This window comes from Nocardia sp. Marseille-Q1738, from assembly GCF_965283145.1.
Map to the genome: position 1 here is coordinate 537,856 of NZ_CBDIMS010000002.1, position 22,752 is coordinate 560,607.

General features: G+C 69.2%; 22 protein-coding genes. 15 read left to right on the top strand and 7 right to left on the bottom strand.

Annotation, left to right across the window (positions count from 1 at the left end):
- Window positions 1-97: 97 nt before the first annotated feature.
- The gene (locus tag ACWPXK_RS10860) at window positions 98-955 is read right to left on the bottom strand and encodes a LysR family transcriptional regulator (RefSeq protein ID WP_454195935.1); all 858 of its coding nucleotides are present in this window, start codon (window positions 953-955) and stop codon (window positions 98-100) included.
- A gap of 111 nt (window positions 956-1,066) precedes the next feature.
- Between ACWPXK_RS10860 and ACWPXK_RS10865 the strand changes: the two genes are divergently transcribed.
- The 3 genes from ACWPXK_RS10865 (at window position 1,067) to ACWPXK_RS10875 (ending at window position 4,391) form a co-directional block, all read left to right on the top strand.
- Window positions 1,067-2,362 carry an NAD(P)/FAD-dependent oxidoreductase gene (locus tag ACWPXK_RS10865; RefSeq protein ID WP_454195936.1) on the top strand — a complete coding sequence of 432 codons (1,296 nt, stop codon included), beginning with the start codon at window positions 1,067-1,069 and terminating at the stop codon, window positions 2,360-2,362.
- A 170-nt stretch (window positions 2,363-2,532) separates the two neighbouring features.
- Window positions 2,533-3,360: a GNAT family N-acetyltransferase gene (locus tag ACWPXK_RS10870; RefSeq protein WP_454195937.1), complete on the top strand. Its 828-nt coding sequence runs from the start codon at window positions 2,533-2,535 to the stop codon at window positions 3,358-3,360.
- On the top strand, window positions 3,357-4,391 hold the full coding sequence (locus tag ACWPXK_RS10875) for a lysophospholipid acyltransferase family protein (protein WP_454195938.1): 1,035 nt from the start codon (window positions 3,357-3,359) through the stop codon (window positions 4,389-4,391). The genes ACWPXK_RS10870 and ACWPXK_RS10875 overlap by 4 nt, the downstream gene beginning before the upstream one ends.
- Window positions 4,392-4,452: 61 nt before the next feature.
- Here ACWPXK_RS10875 and ACWPXK_RS10880 read toward each other — a convergent pair whose 3' ends face one another.
- Together ACWPXK_RS10880 and ACWPXK_RS10885 are read right to left on the bottom strand one after the other, a co-directional pair.
- Window positions 4,453-4,815, bottom strand: coding sequence for a hypothetical protein (locus tag ACWPXK_RS10880; RefSeq protein ID WP_454195939.1), 363 nt, complete (start codon window positions 4,813-4,815; stop codon window positions 4,453-4,455).
- Between the two features lie 139 nt (window positions 4,816-4,954).
- Entirely contained in the window at window positions 4,955-6,187 is a 1,233-nt protein-coding gene (locus tag ACWPXK_RS10885) for an erythromycin esterase family protein (RefSeq protein ID WP_454195940.1), read from the bottom strand.
- Between the two features lie 362 nt (window positions 6,188-6,549).
- Here ACWPXK_RS10885 and ACWPXK_RS10890 point away from each other — a divergent pair, with 362 nt between their 5' ends.
- From ACWPXK_RS10890 to ACWPXK_RS10915, 6 genes are all read left to right on the top strand, one after another.
- Window positions 6,550-7,776, top strand: a complete 1,227-nt coding sequence (locus tag ACWPXK_RS10890; protein ID WP_454195941.1) for a cysteine desulfurase family protein — start codon at window positions 6,550-6,552, stop codon at window positions 7,774-7,776.
- On the top strand, window positions 7,776-8,891 hold the full coding sequence (gene mnmA / locus ACWPXK_RS10895; protein WP_454195942.1) for a tRNA 2-thiouridine(34) synthase MnmA: 1,116 nt from the start codon (window positions 7,776-7,778) through the stop codon (window positions 8,889-8,891). Before ACWPXK_RS10890 ends, mnmA begins: the two co-directional genes overlap by 1 nt.
- Window positions 8,892-9,084: 193 nt before the next feature.
- Window positions 9,085-10,119 (top strand): methionine synthase, encoded by a 1,035-nt coding sequence (locus ACWPXK_RS10900; RefSeq protein WP_454195943.1) that lies wholly within the window; start codon window positions 9,085-9,087, stop codon window positions 10,117-10,119.
- 217 nt (window positions 10,120-10,336) lie between these two features.
- On the top strand, window positions 10,337-12,451 hold the full coding sequence (gene ligA / locus ACWPXK_RS10905; protein ID WP_454195944.1) for an NAD-dependent DNA ligase LigA: 2,115 nt from the start codon (window positions 10,337-10,339) through the stop codon (window positions 12,449-12,451).
- Between the two features lie 70 nt (window positions 12,452-12,521).
- On the top strand, window positions 12,522-13,217 hold the full coding sequence (locus ACWPXK_RS10910) for an SDR family NAD(P)-dependent oxidoreductase (protein WP_454195945.1): 696 nt from the start codon (window positions 12,522-12,524) through the stop codon (window positions 13,215-13,217).
- Window positions 13,214-14,248 carry an S-adenosylmethionine:tRNA ribosyltransferase-isomerase gene (locus ACWPXK_RS10915; RefSeq protein ID WP_454195946.1) on the top strand — a complete coding sequence of 345 codons (1,035 nt, stop codon included), beginning with the start codon at window positions 13,214-13,216 and terminating at the stop codon, window positions 14,246-14,248. Before ACWPXK_RS10910 ends, ACWPXK_RS10915 begins: the two co-directional genes overlap by 4 nt.
- Before the next feature lies 1 nt (window position 14,249).
- On the opposite strand, the gene ACWPXK_RS10920 is transcribed toward ACWPXK_RS10915, so the two are convergent.
- Complete coding sequence (locus ACWPXK_RS10920) at window positions 14,250-14,579, bottom strand: hypothetical protein (RefSeq protein ID WP_454195947.1); 330 nt, start codon at window positions 14,577-14,579, stop codon at window positions 14,250-14,252.
- A 130-nt stretch (window positions 14,580-14,709) separates the two neighbouring features.
- Window positions 14,710-15,258, bottom strand: a complete 549-nt coding sequence (locus ACWPXK_RS10925; protein ID WP_454195948.1) for a Uma2 family endonuclease — start codon at window positions 15,256-15,258, stop codon at window positions 14,710-14,712.
- 225 nt (window positions 15,259-15,483) lie between these two features.
- Between ACWPXK_RS10925 and ACWPXK_RS10930 the strand changes: the two genes are divergently transcribed.
- From ACWPXK_RS10930 to ACWPXK_RS10940, 3 genes are all read left to right on the top strand, one after another.
- Window positions 15,484-16,728 carry an AAA family ATPase gene (locus ACWPXK_RS10930; RefSeq protein WP_454195949.1) on the top strand — a complete coding sequence of 415 codons (1,245 nt, stop codon included), beginning with the start codon at window positions 15,484-15,486 and terminating at the stop codon, window positions 16,726-16,728.
- A 20-nt stretch (window positions 16,729-16,748) separates the two neighbouring features.
- Complete coding sequence (locus tag ACWPXK_RS10935) at window positions 16,749-17,072, top strand: hypothetical protein (protein WP_454195950.1); 324 nt, start codon at window positions 16,749-16,751, stop codon at window positions 17,070-17,072.
- 114 nt (window positions 17,073-17,186) lie between these two features.
- Window positions 17,187-17,735, top strand: coding sequence for a GNAT family N-acetyltransferase (locus ACWPXK_RS10940; RefSeq protein ID WP_454196412.1), 549 nt, complete (start codon window positions 17,187-17,189; stop codon window positions 17,733-17,735).
- 305 nt (window positions 17,736-18,040) lie between these two features.
- Here ACWPXK_RS10940 and ACWPXK_RS10945 read toward each other — a convergent pair whose 3' ends face one another.
- Window positions 18,041-18,691, bottom strand: coding sequence for an amino acid-binding protein (locus ACWPXK_RS10945; RefSeq protein WP_454195951.1), 651 nt, complete (start codon window positions 18,689-18,691; stop codon window positions 18,041-18,043).
- A gap of 440 nt (window positions 18,692-19,131) precedes the next feature.
- On the opposite strand from ACWPXK_RS10945, the gene gatC reads away from it, so the two are divergent.
- Window positions 19,132-19,431 carry an Asp-tRNA(Asn)/Glu-tRNA(Gln) amidotransferase subunit GatC gene (gatC, locus tag ACWPXK_RS10950; protein WP_454195952.1) on the top strand — a complete coding sequence of 100 codons (300 nt, stop codon included), beginning with the start codon at window positions 19,132-19,134 and terminating at the stop codon, window positions 19,429-19,431.
- Complete coding sequence (gatA, locus tag ACWPXK_RS10955; protein ID WP_454195953.1) at window positions 19,428-20,954, top strand: Asp-tRNA(Asn)/Glu-tRNA(Gln) amidotransferase subunit GatA; 1,527 nt, start codon at window positions 19,428-19,430, stop codon at window positions 20,952-20,954. Before gatC ends, gatA begins: the two co-directional genes overlap by 4 nt.
- A 101-nt stretch (window positions 20,955-21,055) precedes the next feature.
- Here the strand turns inward: gatA and ACWPXK_RS10960 are convergent, their stop codons facing one another.
- Window positions 21,056-21,991, bottom strand: coding sequence for an SDR family NAD(P)-dependent oxidoreductase (locus tag ACWPXK_RS10960; RefSeq protein ID WP_454195954.1), 936 nt, complete (start codon window positions 21,989-21,991; stop codon window positions 21,056-21,058).
- A 109-nt stretch (window positions 21,992-22,100) separates the two neighbouring features.
- Between ACWPXK_RS10960 and ACWPXK_RS10965 the strand changes: the two genes are divergently transcribed.
- Window positions 22,101-22,688 (top strand): TetR/AcrR family transcriptional regulator, encoded by a 588-nt coding sequence (locus ACWPXK_RS10965; RefSeq protein ID WP_454195955.1) that lies wholly within the window; start codon window positions 22,101-22,103, stop codon window positions 22,686-22,688.
- Window positions 22,689-22,752: the final 64 nt, after the last annotated feature.

Below are 22,752 nucleotides of genomic sequence, written 5' to 3' on the forward strand. Positions count from 1 at the left end.
GGCGAGATGCGTACGGTCTTCGGCACCAGCTGAGGCCGTACGCATCGAGGTCGACGCGGTGCTGTGTGATCCCCGCCTCATGGTTCCGGCGGCTATCTCAGCACCGGTGCAGCGCGGACAGCAGGGTGGTCAGGATCGCTGAACGCTTGGCGTCGGCGCGCAGCACCGCCGAAACCGGTATGCGCAGTTTGTGTTCGGCCAGCGGCAGCACCACCAGTCCCTCGGTGGTGCTCTCGGCATAGAGCACCGTCCACGCGTCGGGCCGGTTGATCAACTCCATCGTCGCGGTGTGGTCCGGCGGGATCGGCGGCCCGAAGGTCGGACCGCTGGGCAGCTCGGCGAACGCGCTGCGAATCACGGTGTGCAGCAGGACTTGTTCCTGTTCCGGCGGCAGCAGCAGCGGATATGAGCTCAGATCCACCAGGGTCACCACGTCTTGGGTCGCCAGTGGATGCGCGCTGGAGGTGGCGATCACCAAATCCTCGACCCAGAGCTGCTCCACCACCAGCCCCGGCTGATCGACGCTGCCGCGGATCAGCGCGAGATCGCAGTCCCCGTCCGTGACCGCGGCGATGCGCTGGCGGAACGGCTTGATCACGAATTCGATTTCGGCTTCCGAGTGCGTGGCGCGCGCGCCCGCGATGGCCGACAGCGAGCGGGTGGCGAAGGACATGTTCGCGGCCAACCGGATCCGCGGCCCCACCGTGCGCACCGCCGCGCGAATCGCCGACTCCAGGCTCAGCATTTGTTTCGCCAGGGGAAGTAGCCGAGCGGTGGCGTCGGTGGGCACGACCGAGCGGGTCGAGCGTTCGAACAGTTGCACGCCGAGATCGCGCTCGAGCCGCGAGATCTGATGACTGATCGCCGACTGTGAGATGAAGCACCGCGCGGCGGCGCCGCTGAAGCTCAGCTCCTCGCACACCGCGACGAAGTAGGTGAGCTGCCGAAGTTCCACAGCGCCTCCAATTAATTAGGGATCCAGATAAGAGTCATCTAAATTATGCGCCCTGACACCTGAAATATCTGCCCTCTGGATCACGGTTCGTAATGAGAGAAGGAGGCTGTCATGCAGTACGTGGATGCGGGAATCGAAACCGCGGGTGTCGTCATTGTCGGATCGGGGTTCGGCGGGCTCGCCGCCGCCAAGCAACTGGCCAAGTCGGGGGTGGACTTCGTGCTGATCTCCAGCACGCCCGAGCACTTGTTCCAACCGCTGTTGTACCAGGTAGCGACCGGTGTGCTCACATCGGACGAGATCGCGCCGCCCATCGCGGGCGTCCTGCGCCGCCACCCCGAGGCCGATGTGCGCCTCGGCACGGTGGTCGCCATCGACCCCGACCAGGCCATCGTCACCTACGAGAACAACGAGGGCATGCGGCACCGGATCCGCTACGGCTCGTTGATCGCCGCGACCGGCGCGAGCCAGTCCTACTTCGGCCGGGACGATTTCGCCGAGAAGACCTTCTCGCTCAAGACCATCGACGACGCGCGGCGGCTGCGCGGGCAGATCGAACGCGTCTTCGCCGAAGCCGCGAAAGCCGATGAGCAGGCCAGGCGCAGGCTGCTGAGCTTCGTCGTGGTCGGGGCGGGCGCGACCGGCGTCGAAGTGGCCGGTCAGCTGAAGGAACTGGCGAAACGGCACTACCGGCAGGAGATTTCGGTCACCCTCGTCGAGGGCGCCGGCGAGGTGCTTCCACCGTTCGGCGGCGGTCTGTCGGAATACGCGAAGAAGTCGTTGACCCGCAGCGGCGTCGACGTGCTGCTCGGCACGTTCGTCACCGATATCGAGCGCGGCAAGGTCACCGTCAAAGGCAAGGACGGGGTGGAGCACAGCATCGCGGCGGAGACCGTGGTCTGGTCGGCGGGTGTGCAGGCGGGCGGATTCGCGAAGATTCTGGCCGAGGCCACCGGCGTGGAAACCGACCGGGCGGGCCGCTTGCTGATCAATCCGGATCTCACCGTCGGCGGTTACGCCGACATCTATGCCATCGGCGACATGACCTCGCTCAACGGCTATCCCGGGCAGTCGCCGGTGGCCATGCAGGAGGGCAGGCACGCCGCCGACATCATCCGCCGCAAGAAGCAGGCCGGCGCCCCCTTCAAGTACTGGGACAAGGGCAGCATGGCGGTGATCAGCCGGTTCAGCGCGGTAGTGAAACTCAACGAGCACATTACCTTCCGCGGTGTGATCGCCTGGTTGATGTGGCTCGCCGTGCACCTGCTGTACTTGGTCGGCTTCCGCAACCGCTTCGCCGCGGTCGCCTCGTGGTTGGTCGCGTTCGTCGGCACCGGACGCCCCGGCTTCGACGAGGAGGAGGCACCGGTGACGACGGTAGGCGCTCCGGAACGCTACGTTGCCTGAGGTGTGTTGATCTGCGAGCCGGGCCGGATGCGGTTGTGAAGCGGATGGACGAACGCGGTGGAACCGTTCGGTGAACGGTTGGTGTGACTGCCGTCTCGTTCACCGAACCGGCATCGACGCGACACTTCGAGGTTGCTGAGGCGCATTGTCGGGCTGGCTTCATCATGGATATGACTATTTCGTCCGTGTTGACCGCCCCGGCTGGACCGTCGGGCTCCGGGGAGGAACGGTCGCGCTACTCGCTGGTGGTCTCCTCCGACCTCGAGCACCGGGTCGCCGCGCAGCGGCTGCGTTACGGCGTGTTCGCCAACGAGCCGGGTTTCCAGATCCCGGACAACGGAACCGGACTCGACGCCGACCGTTTCGACGAGCACTGCGACCACATGTTGGTGCGGGACGACGCCAGTGGCGAGTTCGTCGGCTGCTACCGAATGCTGCCGCCGGACAAGGTCGCCGCCGCGGGCGGATACTACACGGCGACGGAATTCGATCTGGCCCAACTGGATCCGGAGGGCATGCGGATCGTGGAGATGGGCCGCGCCTGTGTGGTGCCCGACCACCGCAACGGCTCGGTGCTCACCCTCATGTGGGCGGGCATCCTGCACTACATCCAGCTCACCGGCTACGAATGGGTGATGGGCTGCGTGTCGGTGCCGATGCGGGACACCCCGGCCGACCCGCCCGGTGTGAACGTGCGCGGCGTGCGCGACATGCTCCTCGGCCGCCACGCCTCCGACCCGGAGCGCCGGGTACGTCCGTACAACCCGGTGATCGTCGACGGCAAGACCCTCGATGGCCTCACCCCGCCGTCGCGCCCGAAGCTTCCGCCGCTGGTGCGCGGTTACTTACGGCTGGGCGCGGAGGTCTGCGGCGAGCCCGCGCACGACCCCGATTTCGCGGTCGCCGATTTCGTCGTCCTGCTCGGTCTGGACACCATCAACACCCGCTACCTCAACCGGTTACGGGAGGCCGCGGCCACCTTCGACGGGGGACGGTGAGGACCGTGGTCTTCGACGCGCCACCTGCCGTGTCCACCGCGCACGCGTGGATGCCCTCCAGCCCCTGCGGTCCCGGTTGCCTGGATTCGATCGACAAGGCCGGCACGGAGCGGGTGGCCGCCCGGCTGGCCGGGGTCGCCGGACTACTGCTCAGCTATCCGGTCGCGCACGTGATGACGCCGCGCGGCCGGCGCGAACGGATGCAGCGGGGCTACGCGCGCCTGTTGCTCGGCTGCCTCGGCATGCGATTGCGCATCGTCGACAACCGGGCGGCCGCGGACGAGCAGGGCGTCGCCGATGAGGGCGGCGCCGCGCTCGCGCCGGTTCGTTATGGTGTGCCCGACCGCGGCGTGCTGGTGGTCACCGGGCACATCGGCTGGACCGACATCGTCGCGCTGGCCTCGGTGCAGCCGCTCGGCTTCGTGGCCCGCGCGGACATGCTGGACTGGCCGCTGATCGGCAAGCTCGCGAAGCTGATGCGGGTCGTCCCGATCGAGCGGGAACGCCTGCGGGAATTGCCCGGCGTGGTGACCGCGGTGGGCGCGCGGCTGGCCGCGGGTGAGCGGATCGGCATCTTCCCGGAGGGCACCACATGGTGTGGCCGCGCCTACGGCACCATGCGTCCAGCGCTGTTCCAGGCGGCGGTGGACACCGGCGCCGCGGTGCAGCCGGTGCGGTTGCGTTATCTGGACCGGCACGGCGTGCCGTGCACGGTGCCCGGGTTCGTCGGCGTGGACACCTTCGCCTCGTCCGCGCGACGGGTGCTGCGGTCACGCGGGATGATCGCCGAGGTGGTGCTCGAACCGGTGCAACAGCCCGGTTCGGACCGGCGTGAACTGGCGCGGCGCTGTGAGGCGGCCGTGCGCGGCGCCGAACGATCACGCCACGGCGCGCTGGACGACACGGTGTGGATCGAGGCGGGGCACACCCGGGTACAGGACCCATCCGTCACAACGGACGCGCCGGAGGTGCGCAGGCCGCGACGCCTCCCGTCGCTGCGCGGTCGCCGCAGCACCGCCGCCGCGCGGTAGGCGGTCCGGAGACCGGAGCGAGCCGCAAACGTTCGGCCCGCTCCGGACCGGTGGGACGAGCTCAGAATCCGCTTCCCGTGGGCGGCCGGTAGCCGTGCCAGCCCGGCCGGCCGTGGTCCCAGTCGTCGTGGCGGTGGCGGCCCCGGAACCAGTCGTCGTGACGTCCACGGTCCCAGTCGTTGTGGCGGCCCCGGAACCAGTCGTCATGGCGGCCCCGGTTCCAGCTGTCGTGGCCGTGCCGACCGTGGCCGTGGCCCGGGCGGCCGTGCACCGCGTCGAGGTCCTCGGCGGGCTCGAGCACGATCGGGTCGGCCAGTGCGGGCACGGCGACGGCGGTGATCGGCATCAGGGCCAGCAGCGACGCCGCGGCGCCGCGTGCCAGCACACGTCGCGTCCGTCCGGGCTGGCGGGTGCTTGGGTACATCGGAACTTCCTCTGTCGTTCGACGGATGACCGCTTGCTTCTCCCAGCTCGATAGCCGTTTCCCGCATCTAGCCGGGCAGCGATCAATACGTCGTCCAACGTACCGCTATATAACGGTTCATTCAATAGGTGTGGATGGATCAATCACGCGCTCCGGGAGCGAGTGGGTGTGTCGGGGTGATGGTGCGGATGCGCAGCAGGATGTCGAACCAGTCACCGAGTCCGGCGCCGGCGATGTAGTGGTCGGTGTCGTGGGCCGGATCGTAGGTGCCGATGATGAGGCGCAGGCGGCTCGGCCGGTGCAGCCAGCGGTGTACCGCGCCTACCGGCGGTGTCCGCAGATCCAGCAGGTAGGCGGTGTATTCGGGGAGGTCGAGCACGGAATCGGCGAATTCGGCCGAGGGGGCGGGGGCGGCGAGGTTCGCGCGCAGCTCGCCCGCGTGGAAGGTGACCCCGATCGACAGATAGCCGGTGCCGAACCTTGTTCGCAGGAGGAATCCCGTGGTGGGGAAGTGCTGGGACATCGCGGCGAGTTCGAGTTGCTCGGCGACCGCGGTGTTGGATGCTCCTTCCCAGTACACGATGCGATGGCCGGTGTTCTGGTGCCAGTCGGCGATACGGCGGGCGGCATCCGCGGCTTCGGCGGCGAAGTCGCGGCGGCCAGAAGCGGTGCTGAATTCGTGATATCGCACGATCAGTCGCGCCGTGTCCGTGACCGCGGGCTCGGCGCCGGGTAGGGATCTGACCAGTGTCAGCGCGTCTCGGGCGTGGTCCACGAACGGTCGCCCCGGATGGCTGCCGTTGGCCCGCTGGATGTGCTCACCCAGCCGGTGGGCGGTAATGATCGGGGCGTAATGCGCGTTGAGCTCGTCGAGCCGCTCCGGTGCGACAGCGGCGACGAACTCCGTTACCCGCGCATAATGCGAGGGCTTGGCGGCCTCCGGTGTCAACCCGAACAACCGCAGCGGGTCATCCGGATGCGCGCGGTTGAACTCGCGTGCCCATTCGAGCACCGCCAAGGTCTCGCTGGTACGCCACGGCACCCAGGCGCCCTGTAACAGTGCCCTCGGATCACCGCTGCCGGTGCGGATGTACTCGTCCATCGCCGCGACGACGGTCTCGTCGTCCAGCAGCGCCAGTGCGCGAAACCCCTTCCGCTCCACCAGTACTCGAAGCACGCGGTGGGCCATCTCGGACAGCTCGTGTCCCGCGCGGGTGGTCGTGCCGATCCCGGCGACGACTACGCCGTCGGCCCGATCGGCCAGTGCGTCCAGGTCCGTCGTCGGTGCGTCGACGTCGGTGCCGTCCAGCGGATGAGCGGTATCGCGGATCCATCGCGTGACCTCGATGGTGCCGGTTTCCGGATGTGCCATGAAGCCGTCCTCCAGTGAGCGGGTGACCCTCCCGCGCGCGTGTGGATGGGAAGGGTGATTACCTTTGCAATGAAAGCAAATTGACTTTGATGGCAAAGGTAATTGGAGGTGGTGCTGATGTCAACGACGAAGGTGGCGCCACGATCTTCGGGGCAGGATCGCGATGATCCGGTCCGGTCGATGCCGCTGTTGCTGCCCCGCTCGGTCGCCCGCGCCAAGAGGTTGTGGCCACCGGCGGCTCCGCGGCCAGGGCCCCGGGAATACGGGAAGCCGGTCAGTGGGTTGCGAATCGTGAGTGAATCCAAGCGGGCTGAAGGACGCCCCAAGGTGCGCAGGTCAGGGTGGGATAGGCTTTATCGGTCATGAAGTCGGCTTTTTCGGGTCCGGTCAACGGTGCGGCGCCCCAGACGGTCTACCTCGATCACGCGGCCACCACACCGATGCTGCCCGCGGCCATCGAGGCGATGACGGCTGCCCTGCATACGACGGGCAACGCGTCGTCGCTGCACGGTTCCGGCCGCGCCGCCCGCAGGGTGCTGGAGGAGGCGCGCGAGTCGATCGCCGCCGATCTGGGCGCCCGGCCTTCGGAGGTCATCTTCACCTCCGGCGGCACCGAGAGCGACAACCTGGCGGTCAAGGGCATCTTCTGGGCGCGTCGCGCCGAGTCGGGCCGCAACCGGATCATCGCCAGCGCGGTCGAGCACCACGCGGTGATCGATGCGGTGGAGTGGTTGCAGCGGCACGAGGGCGCGGAAGTCTCCTGGCTGCCGGTGGACGACGAGGGCGTGGTCGCACCCGGTGTGCTGCGGGCCGCGCTCGCCGCGAACCCGGACGACGTCGCGCTGGTCACCGTCATGTGGGCGAACAACGAGGTCGGCACCATCCAGCCGATCGGCGAACTCGCCGCCGTCGCCCAGGAATTCGGAGTGCCGATGCACAGCGACGCGGTCCAGGCGGCCGCGCAACTGCCGATCGATTTCGGGGCGAGCGGCCTGTCCGCGGCGAGCTTCGCCGGACACAAAGTCGGCGGTCCCCATGGCGTTGGCGTGCTGCTGCTGGGCAGAAATGTGCCGTGCGTGCCACTGCTGCACGGCGGTGGGCACGAGCGTGACCTGCGCTCCGGGACCTCGGACACGGCGGCGGCCGTCGGGCTGGCCGCCGCGTTGCACCAGACGGCGCTCGAATTGTCCACGCGCACAGCCGAATTGGCTATCTTGCGGGACGCGCTGATCGAGGGTATCCGCGCGGCGTCCCCGGACATGGTGCTCAACGGACCCGTCGGCGAGCGGCGCCTGCCCGGCAACGTGCACGTCACTTTTCCCGGTTGCGAAGGGGATTCGCTGCTGATGCTGCTGGATGCGGCCGGGATCGAATGCTCGACCGGTTCGGCGTGCAACGCGGGCGTGGCCGAGCCGAGCCACGTGCTGATCGCCATGGGTGTCGAGCCGTGGCAGGCGCGCGGGTCGCTGCGCTTCTCGTTGGGGCACACTTCGACCCGCGCCGACGTCGACGCGTTGCTGGAAGTACTGCCGCAGGTGGTGGAGCGGGCCAAGGCCGCGGGTCTGGCCGGTGCGAGAGGAGGTGTTTGATGCGGGTACTCGCCGCGATGAGCGGTGGTGTGGATTCGGCCGTCGCGGCGGCGCGTGCCGTCGACGCCGGTCACGAGGTGGTCGGCGTGCATCTGGCGCTGTCGGCGACACCGGGCACGCTGCGCACGGGGTCGCGCGGCTGCTGCTCGAAGGAGGACGCCGGTGACGCCAGGCGCGCCGCCGACGTGCTGGGCATCCCGTTCTACGTCTGGGATTTCGCCGACCGCTTCAAGGAGGACGTGATCGACGATTTCGTGGCCGCCTACGCGGCGGGCGAAACGCCGAATCCATGCCTGCGCTGCAACGAGAAGATCAAGTTCTCCGCACTGGCCGACCGTGCGGTGGCGCTCGGCTTCGACGCGGTGGTCACCGGCCATTACGCGCGTCTGGACAACGGCGTGCTGCGCCGCGCCGTCGACGCCGACAAGGACCAGTCCTACGTGTTGGCGGTGCTGACCGCGCAGCAGCTCTCCCGCGCGATGTTCCCCGTTGGCGACACCCCCAAGCCGCGGATCCGCGCCGAGGCCGCCGAACGCGGGCTCGCCGTCGCGAACAAGCCCGACAGCCACGACATCTGCTTCATCCCTTCCGGCGACACCCGCGCCTTCCTCGGCGCGAAGATCGGCATCCGGCCGGGTGCGGTCGTCGACGCCGACGGGCAGGTGCTCGGCCGGCACGAGGGCGTGCACGGGTTCACCATCGGCCAGCGCAAGGGTCTCGGTTTGCCGGGCCCCGCGGCCGACGGCAAGCCGCGGTACGTGACCGACATCGACCCCGATTCCGGCACCGTCCACGTCGGTTCGGCCGATGAGCTGCGTGTCTGGACGGTCGAGGCGGAGCGCGCCATCTGGACCTCGGGCTCGGCGCCCGCGGGCCCGATCGACTGCGTGGCGCAGGTGCGGGCGCACGGCGGCACCGCGCCCGCGGTGGCCGAGCCGGTGGGCGACGGGCTGGTCGTGCGGCTGCGTGAGCCACTGACCGGTGTCGCACGAGGCCAGGCCGTGGTGCTCTACCGTCCGGATCCGGCGGGCGACGAGGTGATCGGCAGCGGGACCATCTCCGCCACGGCGCGCGAGCGAATCACGAGCGAAGCGGGGTCCGAGGCGGCGCGGTGATCCGGACCCGGCCGCTGTGCGGCGGGCCTCCGGCGCCGTCGTCCGACCTGTCTGCCGGTACGGTTGCGGGAAACGCGGATGCCGGTGGCACCGCCGCGGTCGGCGGAGTCCGGTAAAGGCGGAATCGAACGGACGGAGTACGGCAGCGGTGCACGAGACCGGCACGGATAGTGTGGCGCAAGAAGGCAGCGCGGTGACCGAGCCCCTACGCATACGGGGCGGAATCGCTACCGGAGTCGGCTCTTGGCCGGGTGTCGATCCACGGGAAGCCGCCGCCACCATCGTCGGCGAACTCGGAGAGCTGCCGCACCTGGTGGAGCTGCCGGATCGCGGCGCGGGCGCGGACCTCATCGGGCGCGCCTCCGCGCTGCTGGTCGACCTGCGTTTCGACACCACGCCGCGGGGCTACCGGCTCGCGCCGCGCCCGGGAGCGGTGTCGAGGCGGGCCCATGACCTGCTGCGCGCCGACCTGGACGCACTCGAGGAAGCATGGGAGAACGCCGGTCTGTCCGGCCGCGACCGCGTGGTCAAGGTGCAGGCGGCGGGCCCGCTGACCTTGGCCGCCCAGGTGGAATTGCCCGGCGGCCATCGCCTGCTCACCGATTCCGGCGCGGTGCGCGACCTCTCGGAGTCGTTGGCCGAGGGACTTGCCCAGCATGTCGCGCAGGTGCGCAAGCGGCTCGGCGCGCAGGTCGTCCTGCAACTGGACGAACCATCCTCGACCGCGGTGCTCGACGGCTCGCTGCGAGGCGTGAGCGTGCTGAACACCGTGCGCGCCCTGCCCGAGCCGGAAGCGCTCGCCGTGCTGGACACCGTGATCACCGGCCAGTCCGCCCCGGTGCTCGTGCACTCCTGCGCCGAGCCACCCGCGCTGGGCTTGCTGCGCCGCAGTGCCGCCGCCGCGATCGGCTTCGACCTGAACACGATCGGCACCGGTGAACTGGACGAAATCGGGGAAACCCTCGAAGCAGGCAAGCAATTGGTGCTCGGCGTCGTTCCGACTCACGCACCGGCCACCCGTGTGACCTGGCGCGACTACGCCGAGCCGGGTGTCCGGCTGATCGACCGGCTCGGCTTCCACCGTCGTACGCTCGCGCAGCGGGTGGCGGTCAGTCCCGCCTGCGGTTTGGCGGGCGGCTCGCTGGAGTGGAGTCGCCGAGCCCTCCGCCTGGCCAACGACGTCGCGCGGGCTTACGCCGAGGAACCGGAAGAGCTTTCGTACTCCTGACCTCCAGCGGCCGCGGACTCCGGGCGTCGAGGGTCGGTCGGGCGCCTCGCTCGGTTGCACGCCGAGAACGCCCGAAAACCGCCGTGGAATCCTCGCTTGCCGGGCGTCCACCGTGTTCTCGCGACGAAACGGACCGGCCGGATTTTCCGCTGTCGAGGGCGGCGACGTGCGGGAACACGGCGGTGTCCTGTCGGTGGGCTCGGCTAATGTGCGATGCGTGAGTGACAGCGACAGTGCGGCGGCCCCGGCGACGCCGGAGCAGCGGGTGGAGTGGCAGCGGCTCGCGGACGAGGTGCGCGAGCACCAGTTCCGCTACTACGTGCGGGATGCGCCGATCATCTCCGACGGCGAGTTCGACGCGTTGCTGCGGCGGTTGGAGGCGATCGAGGACGAGCATCCCGACCTGCGCACGCCCGATTCGCCGACCCAGCTCGTCGGCGGCGGGTTCGCCACCGATTTCGCCGCGGTCGACCACCTCGAACGGATGCTGTCGCTGGACAACGTGTTCGATCTCGACGCGCTGCGCGCCTGGGCCGCCCGGGTGGAGGCGGAGACCGGGCCGGACCTGCATTACCTCTGCGAGGTCAAGATCGACGGCGTCGCGCTGAACCTCGTCTACCAGCACGGTCGCCTGGTCCGCGGCGCCACCCGCGGCGACGGGCGCACCGGCGAGGACGTGACGCTGAACGCCCGCACCATCGACGACATCCCCGGCGAGCTGACGCCCAGCGACGAGTTCCCCATCCCGGAGCTGCTGGAGGTCCGCGGCGAGGTGTATTTCCGGCTGGAGGATTTCGAGACGCTCAACGCCGCCATCGTGGCCGAGGGCAAGCCGCCGTACGCCAACCCGCGCAACACCGCCGCCGGTTCGCTGCGGCAGAAGGACCCGTCGGTCACCGCGCGGCGCAGGCTGCGGATGATCTGCCACGGCTTCGGCCGCATGGAGGGCTACACGCCGACCTCGCAATACGACGCGTACCGCGCGCTCGCCGCGTGGGGCCTACCGGTGTCCGAGCACACCAGGCTGGTGCAGGGCATCGACGCGGTGATCGAGCGGGTCGCCTACTGGGGCGAGCACCGGCACGACATCGAGCACGAGATCGACGGCCAGGTGATCAAGATCGACGAGATGGCGTTGCAGCGCCGCCTCGGCTCCACCTCGCGTGCGCCGCGCTGGGCGATCGCCTACAAATACCCGCCCGAAGAGGCGACGACCAAGCTGCTGGACATTCAGGTGAACGTCGGCCGCACCGGCCGGGTGACGCCGTTCGCGGTGATGGAACCGGTGTCCGTCGCCGGATCCACGGTCGCGATGGCCACCCTGCACAATGCCGCCGAGGTCAAGCGCAAGGGCGTGCTGATCGGTGACACGGTCACCATCCGCAAGGCGGGCGATGTGATCCCCGAGGTGCTCGGCCCGGTGGTGGACGCGCGCCCCGAGGACGCACGCGAGTTCGTCATGCCGACGCACTGTCCCGAATGTGGCACCGAACTGCGGCCCGAGAAAGAGGGCGACGCCGACATCCGCTGCCCGAACCAGCAGTATTGCCCGGCGCAGCTGCGGGAGCGTGTCTACCACGTTGCAGGCCGCGGCGCTTTCGACATCGAGGCGCTCGGTTACGAGGGCGCGATCGATCTGCTCAAGTCCGGTGCGATCACCGACGAGGGCGACCTGTTCGATCTGGACGCGGCGACACTGCTCACCACCTCGCTCTACGCCAACAAGAACGGCAGCCTGTCCGCCAACGGCAAACGTCTGCTGGAGAATCTGGCCGCCGCCAAGGACCGGCCGCTGTGGCGGGTTCTGGTCGGCCTGTCCATCCGGCATGTGGGCCCCACCGCGGCGCGTGCGCTGGCCGCCGAGTTCGGCAGCCTGGATCGCATCCAGCAGGCCTCGGTCGAGGAGTTGGCCGCCGCCGACGGCGTCGGCCCGACCATCGCGGCAGCCGTGTCGGAATGGTTCACCGTCGACTGGCATCGCGCGGTGGTGGCGAAGTGGCGGGCCGCGCGCGTGCGGATGGAGGACGAGCGCGACGCATCCATCGAACGCACGCTGGAGGGCCTGTCCATCGTGGTGACCGGCTCGCTGCAGGGCTTCACCCGCGACGGCGCGAAGGAGGCGATCCTGCTGCGCGGCGGCAAGGCCGCGGGCTCGGTGTCGAAGAAGACCGCGTTCGTGGTGGTCGGCGATGCGCCGGGATCGAAAGCCGCCAAGGCGGAGGAACTCGGGGTACCGATCCTCGACGAGGACGGGTTCCGGCGGCTGCTGGAAGGCGGCCCCGAGGCGGTAGCGCCGGAAACGGTCGCGGAAGACGCCGCGGCCGAGGAGTGACCGGCACTTGACCTGAAGATAACTCGAGGTATGAGGATCGACCGGTAGGACGAACTACCAGGAGGTCATCATGTCTCGTCCGACCGCTCTGATCACCGGCGCATCGGCCGGATTCGGCTCGGCGCTCGCGCGGGCGCTGATCGGACAGGAATGGCACGTGCTCGGGACCGCGCGTCGCGCCGACCGGTTGGCGACCGTGGCCGCCGAGCTGGGATCGGCGTTCGTCGCGGTTCCCGGCGACGTCACCGACCCGGCCCACCGTGCGCGGCTGGCAGAGACGGCACGCGGTGCGGGCGGACTCGCTCTGGTGGTGAACAACGCCAGCAGGCTCGGGCCGAGTCCGCTGCCGCGCCTCGCGGACTATCCGCTCGACGAACTCGAGCGCGTGTTCCGCACGAATGTCGTCGCGCCGCTGGCGATCCTGCAGTTCGCGCTGCCGCTGCTGAGCCACGGCGGCATCGTGGTGAACATCAGTTCCGACGCGGCTGTGGAGCCTTATCCCGAGTGGGGCGGATACGGTTCGTCGAAGGCTGCGCTCGATCAACTCACGGCGATCCTGGCGGCGGAGCATCCGGAGCTGTCGATCTACGCGTTCGATCCCGGCGATATGCGCACCGAGATGCATCAGGCGGCGTTCCCCGGCGTCGACATCTCGGATCGGCCGGAGCCGGAGACGGTGGTCCCCGCTCTGCTGCGGCTGCTGGCGGAGAAACCCAAGAGCGGGCGGTACGCGGCAGCGGATTTCACGGTCGGGCGGATGTCATGACGGTGCAGGCCGACCGGCTGTCCTTCGTCCTGCCCCGAGAGCGGGACGCCGCCGCCCCGCCCGAGGCGCGGGGCCTGGCGCGGGACGAGGTCCGGCTGCTCGTCGCAGACTCCGGGCTGACCCACGCCCGGTTCCGGGAACTGCCGGATCACTTGCGACCCGGCGACCTGCTGGTGGTGAACAATTCGGCCACCATGTCGTCGGCGGTCGACGCCACGCTGGACGGCGAGCCGGTCGCGCTGCACTTCTCCACCTGGCTGGACGACGGCCGCTGGGTAGTGGAGGTGCGCACCACGCAGCGCACTCCCTATCCAGCGGAGAGCCTCGTGCCAGGGGTCGTGCTGCGACTTCCGGGCGCCGCGGCAACCCTGTGTGCGCCGTGGTTACCGGGTGCGCGAAGGCTCTGGATCGCGGAAATCACCACCGACGTTCACCGATTGCTGGCCGAACACGGGCGTCCGATCACGTATTCGTATGTGTCGCAGCGGTGGTCGGCGTCCTACTACTCGACGGTGTTCGGCAGGGTCCCGGGCAGTGCGGAAATGCCCAGTGCGGCACGTCCGTTCACCGAGCGTCTGGTGCTGGATCTGATCGCCGCGGGCCTCGTGCTCACGCCGGTCACCCTGCACACGGGCGTTTCGTCACCGGAGTCAGGGGAGCCGCCGAGCCCGGAACGGTTCGTCGTCCCCGCCTCCACGGCGAGACTGGTGAACGCCACCAAAGCCGCCGGTGGACGCGTTGTCGCGGTGGGCACGACGGTGACACGCGCGCTGGAGACCGCCGCGGACCCATCCGGTCCGGTGCGTGCGGCCAGCGGTTGGACCGATCTCCTGCTCGGGGCGGACCGCCCGGCTCGGGTGGTCGACGGACTGATCACCGGATGGCACGCTCCCGGCGCGTCACACCTGGACCTTCTGGTCGCCGTGGCGGGCGAGCAAACCGTCGCCGCGGCCTATGACGTTGCGGTGGACACCGGCTATCTGTGGCACGAATTCGGCGACAGCGCTTTGCTGTTCGGCACGGGCAGGTAGTTCAGCTGACCGTCACGGTGGCGTTCAACTGGCCCGCGATGTCGAACCGCCCGCAGCGGCCGCTGCTCAGGTCGAGCTTCTGGGTGATCAGTTTTCCGCGGCGATTCTTGAACGTGGCCTCGGCGGTCACGTCGGCGGTCGCCGTCGAGCACACCTTCGACACCGCGCCGGGCGGGTCGTAGCTGACCGTCCCTCCGCCCTGGCAGGTGTTCGTGCTGTTGGCCAGGAACACGCGCGCGGTGCCGTCCGGACACGGCGCGTCGGCCACCGCGTCCGGCGCCACGACCAGCGTGCCCAGCGCCAGCGCGGCCACGACGGAGCTTCCAACCACAAGACGACGAACCGTCGGTCGCATCGTTACCCTCATCCCATCGAACAACTTCGGCAGTACGCCGCAAAAGACCGCAGCGTGCAGGCATGCTAACCCGCTATCACGGAAGTTGTCCTGGCGATAGTGTGCGCTACTGGGAGGACAGCAGGTCCCGCACGGCAAGCTCAGTGCCCGCGTAGTGCACTGGAATGTGGTCGCCGGGCCAGTAGCTGGTCCGAGTGCGGTAACCGTGCGACGTCGGCTCTGTGTATTCGTGGATCTCCTCTGTAGTGACGACCCAATAGACCGGATATCCGGCGCGGCCGTACAGGACCGCTTTGCGATCGAGATCCTGTGCCACGGTTTCGTCGGAGACTTCCACGACGAGCAGCACGTCGGACGCGGTCCAAGCAGACAGCTCGGTGCCGATCCTGTCGACCGGTTCCGCGCCTGAACGTAGCGCCCAGCAGTCAGGGGCGGGCAGTGAGTCACCGGTCGGTAGCGCTGCCGTTGTCACCTCCGCGCCGACACGCGGCAGGTGAGCGATGATCCGGCCCACTGTGAACCCGTGCCAGTCTCCGATAACCACCGGCCATACCTCCCCCTCGACAAGTTCGACGCGATGGGCGAAAGCCTCCGCTTCGCACGCGCGTAGGAATTCGCTGCGTGTCCAGCGGTAGGCGATCGAAGCCTCGGTCATGGCGTCACCGTACCTTGGCGCGGAGCGCCGAGGTATCAGTCACAGACCTGTTCTGCCGGACGAGTCATGTTCCCGCTCCGGGATCAGGGCACAGGTCCGTGTGTCGGCGAATCGGTGTGCGTGGTCGGCTCACGTGTACCCGTACTCGACCCGCGATCGTCGACGGATCGCGGGTACGACCAGCCTGGTTTCGCCGCCTCACGGCTCAGACGGAAGTATGGCGGCATGCTGCGCAGTTTTCAGGTGACCAACCACAGATCGCTGGCCGACAAGCAGGAGTTGCGGCTCACCAAGGGGAGCGGGCCCGTTGCCGTACCGGTGACCGCCGTTCACGGCGGCGCCGCGGCGGGCAAGACGAACCTGATCGATGCGCTGGCGCAGATGCGGGACGCGGTCTTGCACTCGGTCACCGGGTGGGACCCGTACGCGGGGCCGGTGCGGGCGCCGCATCTCGGATTCCCGGATCGGCCTTCGGAATTCGTGGCCGCGTTCGTCGCCGAGGGCGTGCCGTACACCTACGGCTTCCGGCTGGACAACGCCGACGTGAGCGCGGAATGGCTGCACACCCACCCGCGCTCGCGTAAGCGAATCGTGTTCGAGCGCAGCGGGGAACAGATCAAGATCGGCCCGATGTTCGAGGCGGCGCGCTACGGCATCGCCGCGCTGGTGCCGCTGGTCCGTCCGAACGCCTTGCTGCTGAGCCTGGCCGGGCAGATGTACTCCGACGCGCTCGTGCCCACGTACCGCTGGTTCGAATCCATGCTCGAGGTCCAGCACGGCCCGGCCGAGCCGGACGCCATCGCCCACCGGCTGGGCAGTCACCTGTCCCGATCGCCGGAGAACGCGGCACGGCTGCTGATGCTGCTGCGCACCGCCGAGCTCGGCATCACCGATCTGCTCATCGCCGAGAACGACCCGATGTACGCCGACTACCTGCGCGAACTGGACGCGGACATCGCGGGGCTGGCCAAACAGATCGAGCTGTGCGCCACCTCGCCCGGCTACGCCGACCAGCTACTGCGCGACAACGGCCTCACCGGCATCTTGCTGGAACGTGAGCTGACCAACCTGAAGGCCGCGCGCGACGCCCTGTACGCGCGGATGGTGGCCCGGCGTGGCGTCGGCCTCGGCTTGGTCCACGACGGCATCCCGAACCCGTTCGAGATCGGCGACGAATCGTCGGCGACGCTGTCGCTGCTGCGGGTGCTACCGGCCATGCTCGACGCGCTGGACGCGGGCCGCGTCCTCGCCATCGACGACATCGGTGCCTGCCTGTCCGCCGAGGAGACCGACCGGCTGATCCAGCTGTTCCAGAATCCGGAGACCAATTCCCATGGTGCACAGTTGATCTTCACCACCAGCAACCGCGTGCTCATCGATCGGGGCAACGGGCGCTCGCAACGGACTCGTAGCTCGGTATGGCATGTTCGTCGCACCGCGCACGGCACCAGCGAGCTGGCGCCGGTGTAGCACCCACCTAGCATGGGGGCATGCTGGAGTTCGCCTCGCTGGTAATCCTGATCGCGGTGCTGGCGTCGATGATCGTGTTCGCCCTCCGCAGCCGCAAGGGCGTCCGGCCGACGAACCCGGAGCAGGGCACGCTGTACATCACCGGGGTGAGTCCGCGCCCTGACCTCCCGGGCGAGCAGTATGTGACCATCACGGGCAACCTCACCGGCCCCTCTGTGCCGGGCACGGTCGTCTACGGCCGCTTCACCTGGGACACCAGCTCGTGGCCGGAAATCGGCGATCTGCTCACCGTCGTCTATCCCGCGGGCAAACCGGAACGGTGGCAGATCTCGCAACCCGGCTGAGTGAAGGTCGGGCCCTTGGCGGGGCACCAGGTCGGCGCGGAGCGATAGCAGTGCGGAGTCGGGTCGAGGGATGCGGCTGGACGTGACACAGCCCCCGCTATGGCCGGTGGCATCATGCCGGGTATGGATCTGCGGGAGACCGGCGTCGTCGTCCGGATGGCGACGCCGGAGGAATACGACGCCGTCGGCGAGCTGACGGTGGAGGTCTACGTCGGCGAGGGTTATGTCCGCGCGAGCAGCCCCTATGTGGAGGAGTTGGCCGATCCGGCCCGCCGCGCGGGTTCCACCCGGATCCTCGTAGCCACCCACGCCGACCGGATCGTCGGATCCCTCACCGTCGCACGTCCAGGCACCCCCTACGCGGAGACCGCGTTGCCGGGCGAGCTGGAGTTCCGCATGCTCGCCGTCGCGAAGTCGGCGCGCGGTCTCGGCGCCGCAACGTCGTTGGTGCGCACCGTAATCCAGCTGGCCCGCGCGGAAGGATTCGCCGCCGTGGCGCTCACGACCATGCCCGCCATGGTCGAGGCTCGCCGGATCTATGACCGCATGGGCTTCCTCCCCATCCCCAGCCGCGACTGGCACACCCCTCTCGGCGACCCGCTGCACGTCCTGCGGCTACCGCTCGACCCGGACGGCCGAGAATCCGCGGACCGAGTTTCGTGACGGGTGCCCGCCGTCTGTGAGCGAGCGAACCGAGGACACGGCGCGCCGTCGCGCACGACGGAGCCGAGCGCCGGCGAGGCGGAGTCGTGAGCGAGCGTCAGCGAGCGAACCGAGGACACGGCGCGCCGTCGCGCACGACGGAGCCGAGCGCCAGCGAGGCGGAGTCGTGAGCGATGAGCTCCTGGGTACGCGCCCGGGCATCCGTATCCCGTGCGGAACATCGGCCCCACGGGCGCTGTCGACTCGTCGAAGACGTGGGGCACGGCGACGAAAGTGCGGCCCTGGCCGGTGAGCGTCGGTCCGAACTACCCGAGGACGGTCGCGACGATCCCCGCGAGATAACCGAGCCGGGCCACCTCGGAGGGGCGGAAGTCGGGGCCGCCCGGCCGGCCGAGCAGCAGCACCTTGCCGGTGTTGCCGAGCGGGGCGGCGGCCAGCTTGGTGTCCATATCGCGCCAGATCTGCGGCACCCAGTCGGCCTCGGGATCGAGCACGGTGGGCTTCTCCAGCGGCATCCACGGTGCCGAACCCGCCTGTGTCTGCGGTGCACTCGGGCTTCCGACCACCCGGTAGGCGCCCTGCGGCCCGACGTCGATGATCGTGCTCCAGCCGACCCGCAGCACCCGTGGCACACCGTCGACCAGCACCTGCAACCGGTCGTCGCGTGCGCTGGCCACATGATCGATGAGTTCGAGTTCGCGGTGGGTGTCGAGCACGCCGGAATAGGGGCGGATCGAATCCACGTGCACGTCGCCGATCGATTCGGCGGCGGTGATCAGGGTGTCGGGCAGTGCGCCCGCGGGCACCTCGACGACCAGATCATCGACGGCGTAGCCGGCGCCGCGCTCCACCACATCCAGCGACAGGATATCGGCTCCGACGGAGCCGAGTGCGAGGGCGAGTGCGCCGAGGCTTCCCGGTCGATCCGGAAGTTGCACGCGGAGTAGATACGACACGTGCGTTCCTTTCCTTGGGCGGCCGAGGTTCTGAACGGATACCCGGGTAACGCAATAATTACACCCCTACGGGCCGGTTATCGAGTCGAAGTGCGTCCAGTGACACACGCCACGGGGAAGATTCGAGCGCAAGCGGCGTGTCGGGCTATTTGGGGCATTCGTGTCGCGATGCCGGTGTGGTTGCCAGTTGCCTGCTCGGCGTGGATGGCCCGCCCGGACGCATGAAGCACCGGCGCCGGAGGGGTCGGCCGTCGCCGATGATCAGGCGGATGCCTCGCCTCGGCTCGGCCCGGGCAGGGCTGCGACGGAGGACGTCCGGCTGCTCCCACTAAGCTATGAGCATGTCATACACGCTATAGCGTGTTGTGCATGTTGAACGCCGTCCGCTGCGAGCGGAGCCGGTGTGACCTGTTCAAACCCAAGCCGAAAGGGGTCCCGCGGTGCCCGCCATCTCCCGTGACGAGGTAGCACACCTCGCCCGGCTGTCCCGGCTCGCCCTGTCCGACGCCGAGCTGGATCAGTTCGCCGGACAGCTCGATTCGATCCTGAGCCACGTGCGGACCATCTCCGAGGTCGCCGCCGCCGACGTCCCGGCCACCGCGTCACCGAATCCGGCGGCCAACGTGACCCGCCCCGACGAGGTGGTGCCCGGCCTGACCCCGCAGGAGGCGCTGTCCGGCGCACCCGCGGTGGACGAGCAGCGGTTCATGGTGCCGCAGATTTTGGGAGAGGCCGAATGAACGCAGCATCGCGAAGCGATTCCGTGGGGGGCGGCGGCCGGGAGACGGGTGGGCAGGACCTGACCACGCTGTCGGCGGCCGAGCTGGCCGACAAGATCCACGGCGGGGAACTGTCCTCGGTGGAGGTCACCCAGGCGCATCTGGATCGCATCGCCGCGGTCGACGGTGAATACCACGCCTTCCTGCACGTCGCGCCGGAGCAGGCGCTGGCGGCCGCGGCGGAGGTGGACGCCGCGATCGCGTCGGGCGCCGCGCCCGCCTCGCCGCTGGCCGGAGTTCCCTTGGCGCTCAAGGACGTATTCACCACCACGGACATGCCCACCACGTGCGCGTCGAAGATCCTCGAGGGCTGGGTGTCGCCGTACGACGCCACGGTCACCACGAAGCTGCGCGCCGCGGGCATCCCGATCCTCGGCAAGACCAACATGGACGAGTTCGCGATGGGCTCCTCCACCGAGAACTCGGCCTACGGACCGACCCGCAACCCGTGGGACACCACCCGCATCCCGGGTGGCTCGGGCGGCGGTTCCGCGGCCGCGCTGGCCTCGAACCAGGCGCCGCTGGCCATCGGCACCGACACCGGCGGGTCGATCCGTCAGCCCGCCGCCGTCACCGCGACCGTCGGCACCAAGCCGACCTACGGCACGGTGTCCCGCTTCGGCCTGGTCGCCTGCGCGTCGTCGCTGGACCAGGGCGGTCCGTGCGGCCGGACGGTGCTGGACACCGCGCTGCTGCACGAGGTGATCGCCGGATACGACCCGCGCGATTCCACGTCCCGTGATGTGCCGGTGCCGCCGGTGGTGGCCGCCGCACGCGCGGGGGCGCAGGGCGATCTGCGCGGGGTCAAGATCGGTGTGGTGAAGGAACTGCACTCCGACAGCTACCAGCCGGGCGTGCTCGCCTCGTTCGACGCCGCGGTGGCGGTGCTGAAGGATCTCGGCGCCGAGGTGGTCGAAGTGTCCTGCCCGCACTTCGAATACGGGCTGGCGTCCTACTACCTGGTGATGCCGTCGGAGGTGTCGTCGAACCTGGCACGGTTCGACGCCATGCGCTACGGCTTGCGCGTGGCCGACGACGGGCAGCACAGCGCCGAGCAGGTCATGGCGGCCACGCGCGCGGCCGGGTTCGGCCCGGAAGTCAAGCGGCGCATCATGATCGGCACCTACGCGCTGTCGGCGGGGTATTACGACGCCTACTACGGCCAGGCGCTCAAGGTGCGTACGCTCATCGCCCGCGACTTCGACAAGGCCTATGAGCAGGTCGACGTGCTCGTCTCGCCGACGAGCCCGTTCACCCCGTGGAAGCTGGGTGAGAAGGTCGACGACCCGCTGGCCATGTACCTGTCGGACCTGTGCACCCTGCCCACCAACCTGGCCGGGCACCCGGCCATGTCGGTCCCGTCCGGCCTGAGCCAGGACGACGGCATGCCCGTCGGCCTCCAGATCATGGCTCCCGCCCTCGCCGACGACCGCCTCTACCGGGTGGGCGCCGCCTACGAAGCTGCGCGCGGTCCCATCGCCTGACGCTCTGGTCCTCGCAAAGCCGCTTGGTTCCTCGCACAGATAGCGGGGGATGCGGAGAACCGAGCAGCTTTGCGAGGCTGGGCGTGCGGGAGTAGCCGCACCTATACGGGCCAGGTGAATTCGGGGTCGGTCGCGTAGTCCTGGCGTCGTTGGTCCAGTGCGATCGATACCATCTGGTGCGCGCCTGGGCCGATGACCTTGCGAAGCGGGGGATTCGGCATGTTCACCAGCGCGATCAGGCCCGCGGCGCCGACTTCCGGTGGTGCCTCGATCCACTCGGATTCGGTGCCGGGCGCGTCGGCATCCGTCGCCGATTCGTCTCGGGCAGCGGCGGGTTCTCCCGGATCGTCTGCTGGCTCGGGTCCTTGCGCGGTCGGCGGGTCGTCGGTGGCGGCGGGTGCTTCCGTCGGATAGTCGGGCATGCCGAGGATCGTGGTGCGCAGGTCCGCGTAGGCCGGAATGCCGGTGGCGAACCGCATGCTCGACTTGGCCCAGTCGGTGTCGAAGCCGCCCAGCTGGGCGAGGGTGACCCGGATGCCGAACGGACGCAGTTCGTCGGCGAGTGCGGCGCTGAAACCTTCCAACGCCCATTTGCTGGCGTTGTAGATGCCGAACAGCGGCAGGCTGCCCACGGCGCCGACCGTGGAGATCTGCACGATGTGCCCGGAGCCCTGGGCGCGCAAATGCGGTGCGGCCGCTCGCGAAACCCAAAGGGCGCCATAGAAATTGGTGTCCATCTGATCGCGGATCTGGGCTTCGGTCAGTTCCTCGACGGCGCCCACCAGGCCGTAGCCCGCGTTGTTCACGATCACGTCGATCGTGCCCATCAGCGCGAACGCCTTGTCCACCGTGGCGGTCACGCGTTCGTGGTCGCGAACGTCCAAGGGCAGCACGGTGAGCCGGTCGTCGGCCAGCCCGGCCATGGACTCCGGGTTCCGCGCGGTCGCGACGACACGGTCGCCCTCGGCGAGCGCGGCCGTCGTGAATGCCCGGCCGAGTCCGCGGTTGGCGCCGGTGATGAACCAGGTTCTGGTCACGGAAGATCCTTTCGTGGCGAGACGCTCCGTCTCGTTTGCGACTATGCCGAGTGGAACAGCGTCTTGTCAAGACGAGACGTTTCGTCTCGTTGACTGCTATGGTGTCGGCATGCCCGACACACCCACCGCCGCGCGGCGCAGCGAGCGGGCCCGCGCCGCGATTCTCGCCGCTGCCGCCGAGCTGATCCGCGAGTTGCCGTACGCGAAACTGAGCATCGAAGCCATCGCGGCCCGTGCGGGTGTCGGCAAGCAGACCATCTACCGCTGGTGGCCGTCGAAGGGAGCGGTGGTCTTCGACGCCATGCTCGAATCCGACTCCGGCCCAGCGGGTCTCGCCCTGCCGGACACCGGCGCCGTCGCGGCCGATCTGCGCGCATTGCTGCGCGGCTCGATCGCCGCGCTGACCGACCCCGGGTACGAATCCTTCCTTCGCGCCATGTACATCGAGATCCAGCAGGATCCGGAACTGGCCGCCACCTATCGCGAACGCCTCTTGCTGCCCCAGCGCTCCGCCATCGCCGACCGCCTCGCCGCCGCCGTCGACGCGGGTGAACTCCGCGCAGGACTGGACCTGGAACTCGCGATCGATCTGCTGCTCGGCCCGATCCAAATGCGGTGGTCACTGGGCCTGGGCGGACTCACCGAGTCCTATGCGGACGCGGCCCTCGATGCGGCGCTGGCATCTCTGCGCGCGTGAACACCTCCGGTCGCGTATTCCGGCGCCAGTGGCCGGCGCGCCGAAGGGCACGTGCGTGGGTGGA